The sequence below is a fragment of the Mycolicibacterium palauense genome (assembly GCF_002592005.1).
Taxonomy (GTDB): Bacteria; Actinomycetota; Actinomycetes; order Mycobacteriales; family Mycobacteriaceae; genus Mycobacterium; species Mycobacterium palauense.
On sequence record NZ_NVQF01000156.1, the window covers coordinates 1 to 5,669 of the forward strand.

Here is a 5,669-nt window from a genome sequence, read left to right on the forward strand (position 1 = left end):
CCGCCCGTCTCCCCGTCCTCCCCGTCGTCCCCCCGAGCGCGGGGGCGGCCGGGCGCCCGCGCTCGCCCGGTCGGCCGCATCCGGGGGTCGTACCATCGCTGTCGGTGGCCGGTCCGGTCGTCGCAACCCCAGAGGAGAACGCCGTGCCCGAGCGCGAGGACTTCCTGCGCGAGCGCCAGCCCCCGTGGCCCGGCCCGGGACCGGACGGCGGGCGGTCCATGCCGCCGGCGGGCCCGCCACCGCAGCACCGACCGACTCCGGGCCCGGCGCGCCCACCTCAGCCCGGTTTCGCCGCACCGCCCCCGACATCGCACTGGCCGGTGCCGCCGGCCCGGGCCCCGCGCCGCCCCGAGCCACGCCACGGCTGGCGACGGTGGGTGCGCACGATCACCTTCGGGGCGGTCAACCTCGGGCCGTCCCGGGCCGAGCGCCGGGACGCGGCGCTGGAGGCCGCGGTGCGGGCTCCCCTGCGCAGCTACTACAAGGTCGGCGTGCTCGGCAAGGGCGGCGTCGGCAAGACATCGGTGGCGGCCAGCGTCGGGTCGATCTTCGCCGAGCTGCGACCCGGCGACCGGGTGGTGGCCGTCGACGCCGACACCGCGTTCGGCCGGCTGGGCAGCCGCGTGGACCCGCGCGCCCCGGGGTCGTACTGGGAACTGACCGCCGACAGGAACCTGAGCAGTTTCGCCGATCTGCGGGCGCGGGTCGGCGTGAACGCCGCAGGCCTGCACGTGCTGGCCGGCGAGCCCGCCGGCGCCCGGCGCCGGGTGCTCGATCCGGCCATCTACCGCGAGGCGGTCCGGCGCCTCGACCGGCATTTCACCATCTCGATCGTCGACTGCGGCTCCACCATGGACTCACCGGTGACCCAGGAGGCCCTGCGTGACCTCGATGCGCTGATCGTGGTGTCCTCGCCGTGGGCCGACGGCGCCCAGGCGGCCGCGCAGACGATGGAGTGGCTGGCCACCCACGACAAGACCGACCTGCTGCGTCGCACGGTGGTGGTGCTCAACGACTCCGACGGTCACGCCGACACGAAGACCCGGTCCGCGCTGGCCCAGCAGTTCGCCAGCCGCGGCCAGCGTGTCGTCGAGGTGCCCTTCGATCCGCATCTGCGTCCCGGCGGCGTCATCGACGTCACCCGGGAGATGGCTCCGGGCACCCGGAGACGGTTCCTGGAGATTGCCGCCACCGTCGCCCAGCACTTCGCCCACGCCCCGCGCACCGGGTGACCGCCGCGCGTCCGCCGGTCACAATTCGATCGGGACGTGCTTTTCGGCGCAGGCGTCGCGCACCGCGGCGAGGACGTCCTGGGTGCGCACGGTCTCCAGGTCCTGCACCGTCACCGAGTTCTTGTCCACCCGGTGCTGGGCCGCCACCCGCGAATCCCTCAGCCGCTCGGCACGTTCGACGACGTTACGGGCGAACCGGCCGTTCTGCATCACGTCGATACCGTGGGTGCCGTCGGGAGCGTGGTAGGTGCGCAGCGTCTGGCAGGCGGCGTTGAGCGCCTCCTGGGCCGCCGGTTCGATCACGGTGGCGCGCGGATTGCCGTAGCGCACCGCGATCTCCACGAGCTCGCCGGGCGAATAGGACTCGAACCGCAGTTTGCGGTTGAACCGGCCCGCCAAACCCGGGTTCACCGTGAGGAATTCGTCGACCTCACGCTCATAGCCGGCGCCGATGAAGCAGAAGTCGAAACGGTGCACCTCCAGCGCGACCAGCAGCTGGTTGACGGCCTCCATCCCGATCATGTCGGGTCTGCCGTCGTGGTGACGCTCCACCAGGCTGTAGAACTCGTCCATGAACAGGATGCGGCCCAGCGAGCGGTCGATCAGCTCGTTGGTCTTCGGCCCGGAGGAGCCGATGTGCTCGCCGCAGAAGTCGGCGCGCTTGACCTCGATGATCTCGGGGTGGCGCACGATGCCCAGCCCGGCGTAGATCTTGCCCAGCGCCTCGGCGGTGGTCGTCTTGCCGGTACCCGGCGGGCCGACGAGCAACATGTGGTTGGTCTGGTTGGTCACCGGCAGGCCGTGGGCCAGCCGCAGCGCACGCACCTCGATCTGATCCTCCAGCTCGGCGACCGCGCGCTTGACGTCGGCCAACCCGACCTGGTTCTCCAGCAGCGCCCGGCCCTCGGCCAGCAGCTCGCTGCGCCGGTCCTCGTTGGCCTCCTGCTGGCGGTCCTCGGCGGACTGCTCGGTGGTGACGTCCCAGCGATTGGAACGGCTGTTGATGGTCTCCTCGTCGGTGACCACCAGCTGCAGGTTCGGGTCGGCCAGCGCCTGCTGGGCCGCCGGGAGCAGCGCTCCGTTCACGGTGGCCTTGGACAGCGCGATCTGCGCCTTGTCCTCCTCACCGAGCTGGCGGTGCGCCATCCCCCGCACGTAGGCCAGATCCGCAGCGATCAGCGGGAATTCGGCCGGGTCGATGGCGGCCACCATGCTGTCGGTCAGATCGCGGCGCCGCGCCTCCGCGGCGGTGCCGCGCGCCGGTCCCAGCTCCACGCGTTCGGCCCAGTCCAGCGCGACGCGGGCCTGACCCAGATGCGCCGCCGCGTGGGCGGCCAGCGTGTTGGTGGCCGCGGTGACCGCCGCCATGATGATGGCCTGGGCGGGCAGGATCGCCGCCGCCTCGGCGATGACGTCGGGCCAGCGCTGTGCGGCGAACATCAGGTAGGCGCGCACGTACTGCTGCCACTGGTGGTTCTCCCAGGTGTCCAGCAGCGCCGGGTCGGCCAGCACCGATTCGGCCTTGTCGAACTGGCCGTCGTCGACCAGGGCGCTGGCCAGGGCGATACCGGCATGGGAGGACTCGGTGACCGCGATCGCCAGGTACGGCCCGGCCTTGATGTGTGCGGCCAGCGGCACCCCGATCCGGTTCGTCTCGCGGTGCAGGCGGGCGCCGTAGGTGTACACCTGCTGCAGCGTCGCCAGGGCGTCGTCGCCGGCCGCGACGCGACCCAGCCAGGCGTCGGCCATGCTCGGGTCGATCTCGGTGGCCTCGACGAAGTGGGGCAGCGCCGCGGCGGGGTCACCGCCCAGCAGCGCCATGCCCTGGTCGAACTGGCGGCGGGCGGCGACCGTCACCGTGGGACTGCTCATCGGGCCTCACCGGCGTACTGCTGCGAGGGAGTCCTGTTGCGCGGGGTGGGGAAAGTGGTCATCGTGGTCGGTTCCGTAGATACGTAGCGGTTTTCGGCGCGGAAGAGTTCGACCTCCACACTATGCACTCTGCCAGCCGCGTTCACTTCGATGGTCGCCGGGCCGACCTGGGTGATCACCACGTCGGCGCTGCCCCGGTACGGTTCCCGCGGATCTCCCACGGAGATCACGGTGTTGGGCCGCGGTGTCGGCGACACCGAACCGTCGACGACGCTGACCGTGGTGCCCGCCACCGGCCGCGCGCGGTCGGTGATCGCGATGTCGGGCATCCGCAGGCTCAGCCACCGGTGGACGTCGCGGGTGTGCACGGTGACCCGGTCCCCGGCGCCGACCGCCCGCACGATGATGCGCTTGGCGATACCGTCCTCGGCGGCGATGTGCACCCGACTGAACTCGCCGGGATCGGCCAGCGGCAGCAGGATCCGGTTGCCCCCGGACACCTTGCCCAGCAGCACTCCCGATGCGCCGATCGGGATCGTCAGCGTGGGTGGCAGCGGCCCGTGGCGCAGCCCACGCAACACCGGTGTGGGCCCGCACAGATTGGCCGCCATCGCCACGGCCTGCTCACCGGGAAGCGTCTTGAGGATCACGCTCGGCGGGGTGGTGGGCGGCTGCGCACTGCGCACGGTCACCGTCGCCGTACTGGAGCCGTCGGGGAACAGGGTGATGTTCTGGATGATGCCGTCGGCCTGCAACGACCACGCCTGCGCGAGGGTCTCCGCGTTGAGGTCACCGGGCTGGTAGCGGTAGGTCACCAGCCAGCCGGCATCCGAGCGCACCGCGCGCCACCGGCGATTGGCGGGCTGCAGGGCCGAGACCCCGAGCCGGCGCTCCATCTCGACGATGTCGGTGGCGGTGGCCACCCGCGCCCGGATGCCGCGGCAGCGCATCGCCGAACTGATCCGTTGCGCGGCGGCCAGCGCCGCGGTGCCGGCCGTGGACCGCCACTGCAGCGCCGCGGCGTTGCCCAGCACGCTCAGCCGCGCGATCAGCCAGGTCTCGCGCTGGCCCGCATACGGCGGGGTGCCGATCAGGGTGTCGTAGACCCGCGGATAGTCACCGGTGTTGCGGCGCCGGGCCCCGGCGGTGACCACCGACAGCGATTCGATCGTGAGGTCGAGGCTCTGGTGCAGCAGCGGGATCAGCTCGGCGATGTCGAGGACGTTGTCGGTCTCGGTGGACGTGGACCCGGTGAACAGCGTCGGGGTGTGCGCCTTGCCCAGCAGCTGGACCGCGACCACGGCCACGCCGTCCTGATAGCGCACGCCGCCGCCGGTGCGGTCATTGGCCACGGTGACCGGCTCGGTGAGCACGATCGGCTGCCTGCGCCGCCGGTAGAGCACCACCCACGACCACAGCGGTTGTCGCCACCAGCGCACCACACCGAGCAGCAGCCCGAGCACGGCCCCGGCGGCCGCGCCGATGATCCCGCCGAGGGTCCACCCGACCAGCGCGAGGACGGCGACGGCCACGATCACCGTGACCCGGTTGCGAAACACCCGCGCCCGGTTCACAGCGCCCGCCTCGCGCGGCCCACCAGGGCGGCGATCACCACCGCGGCCACCACCAGCCCTGCGAATCCGAGCGCCATGTTGCGGGCCCGATGGTCCGGGGGTGCGGGCGGCGGCGGGGGGACGACGATCCGTGACTGCGCCCCGGGGGCCACCTTCGGGCCGGGCGGCACGTTGAAGGTCAGGGCCGCGACAGGGTCGACGACGCCGTAGCCGACCTGGTTGTCGACGCCGCGCGGGGGGTTGTGGGCGGTCTGCAGGATCCGGGTGATGACCTGGTGGGCGCTCAGATCCGGGTACTTGGCGCGGACCAGCGCCGCCACCCCGCTGACATAGGCCGCGGAGAAGCTGGTGCCCCAGAACGGCAGGTTGCGTTCACCGGGCCGCACCGGCGGGTAGGCGTTGACGGGCCCCCCGTTCTGCGGCGACAGACCCATGATCTTGGTGCCCGGCGCGGCCGCCGCCACCCACGGGCCGTTGAGGCTCTTGCTGATCGGCGCCCCGGAGTTGTCCACCGCGGCGACCGAGAGCACGTAGTCGGAGAACCAGGACGGCGAGGAGATGGTGCGGACCTGGTGCCAGTCGCGGGGGTCGTTGGTGTTCAGCGGGTCGAACGCGGGGTTCTGCGCGCAGTTGTCCTCGCCCTCGTTACCGGCCGCCGCGACGATCACCGCGTCCTTCTGGGTGGCGGCGTACCACACGGCGGCACCCAGCTCGCCCTGGTCGAGCGGGTCGGCCGCCGACACACAGGAGGTGACGCTGATGTTGATCACCCGGGCCCCCAGGTCCGCGGCGTGCACGATCGCGCGGGCCAGCGTCTGGATGTTGCCCGCCTTCTCCCGGGCCTCCCGATTGCCCGGCGTCGGATCCTCGGGCTCGTAGGCGCGCGAGGACTGCCGGATCGAGATGATCGTGGCGTGCGGGGCCACGCCCATGACCCCGTCGGGCGCACCCGGCGGGGTCATGGGCTGGCTCTTATACACCTCTCCGCACA

General features: G+C 72.3%; 4 protein-coding genes. 1 reads left to right on the top strand and 3 read right to left on the bottom strand.

Annotated features, from left to right (window positions below; translation table 11 throughout):
- Positions 1-143: 143 nt before the first annotated feature.
- On the top strand, positions 144-1,232 hold the full coding sequence (locus CSR00_RS29100; protein ID WP_245906732.1) for a MinD/ParA family ATP-binding protein: 1,089 nt from the start codon (positions 144-146) through the stop codon (positions 1,230-1,232).
- An 18-nt stretch (positions 1,233-1,250) separates the two neighbouring features.
- Here CSR00_RS29100 and eccA read toward each other — a convergent pair whose 3' ends face one another.
- From eccA to mycP, 3 genes are all read right to left on the bottom strand, one after another.
- Positions 1,251-3,104, bottom strand: a complete 1,854-nt coding sequence (gene eccA, locus CSR00_RS29105) for a type VII secretion AAA-ATPase EccA (protein WP_099025832.1) — start codon at positions 3,102-3,104, stop codon at positions 1,251-1,253.
- Positions 3,101-4,678 carry a type VII secretion protein EccE gene (gene eccE / locus CSR00_RS29110; RefSeq protein WP_245906730.1) on the bottom strand — a complete coding sequence of 526 codons (1,578 nt, stop codon included), beginning with the start codon at positions 4,676-4,678 and terminating at the stop codon, positions 3,101-3,103. The genes eccA and eccE overlap by 4 nt, the downstream gene beginning before the upstream one ends.
- Positions 4,675-5,669: type VII secretion-associated serine protease mycosin (gene mycP / locus CSR00_RS29115; RefSeq protein WP_099025835.1), on the bottom strand; the 995-nt coding region annotated here is incomplete at its 5' end. The genes mycP and eccE, both read right to left, overlap by 4 nt.

Excerpts from the sequence above, each read along its gene's own strand:
- eccA (WP_099025832.1), bottom strand. The coding sequence starts at position 3,104 with ATGAGCAGTCCCACGGTGACGGTCGCCGCCCGCCGCCAGTTCGACCAG.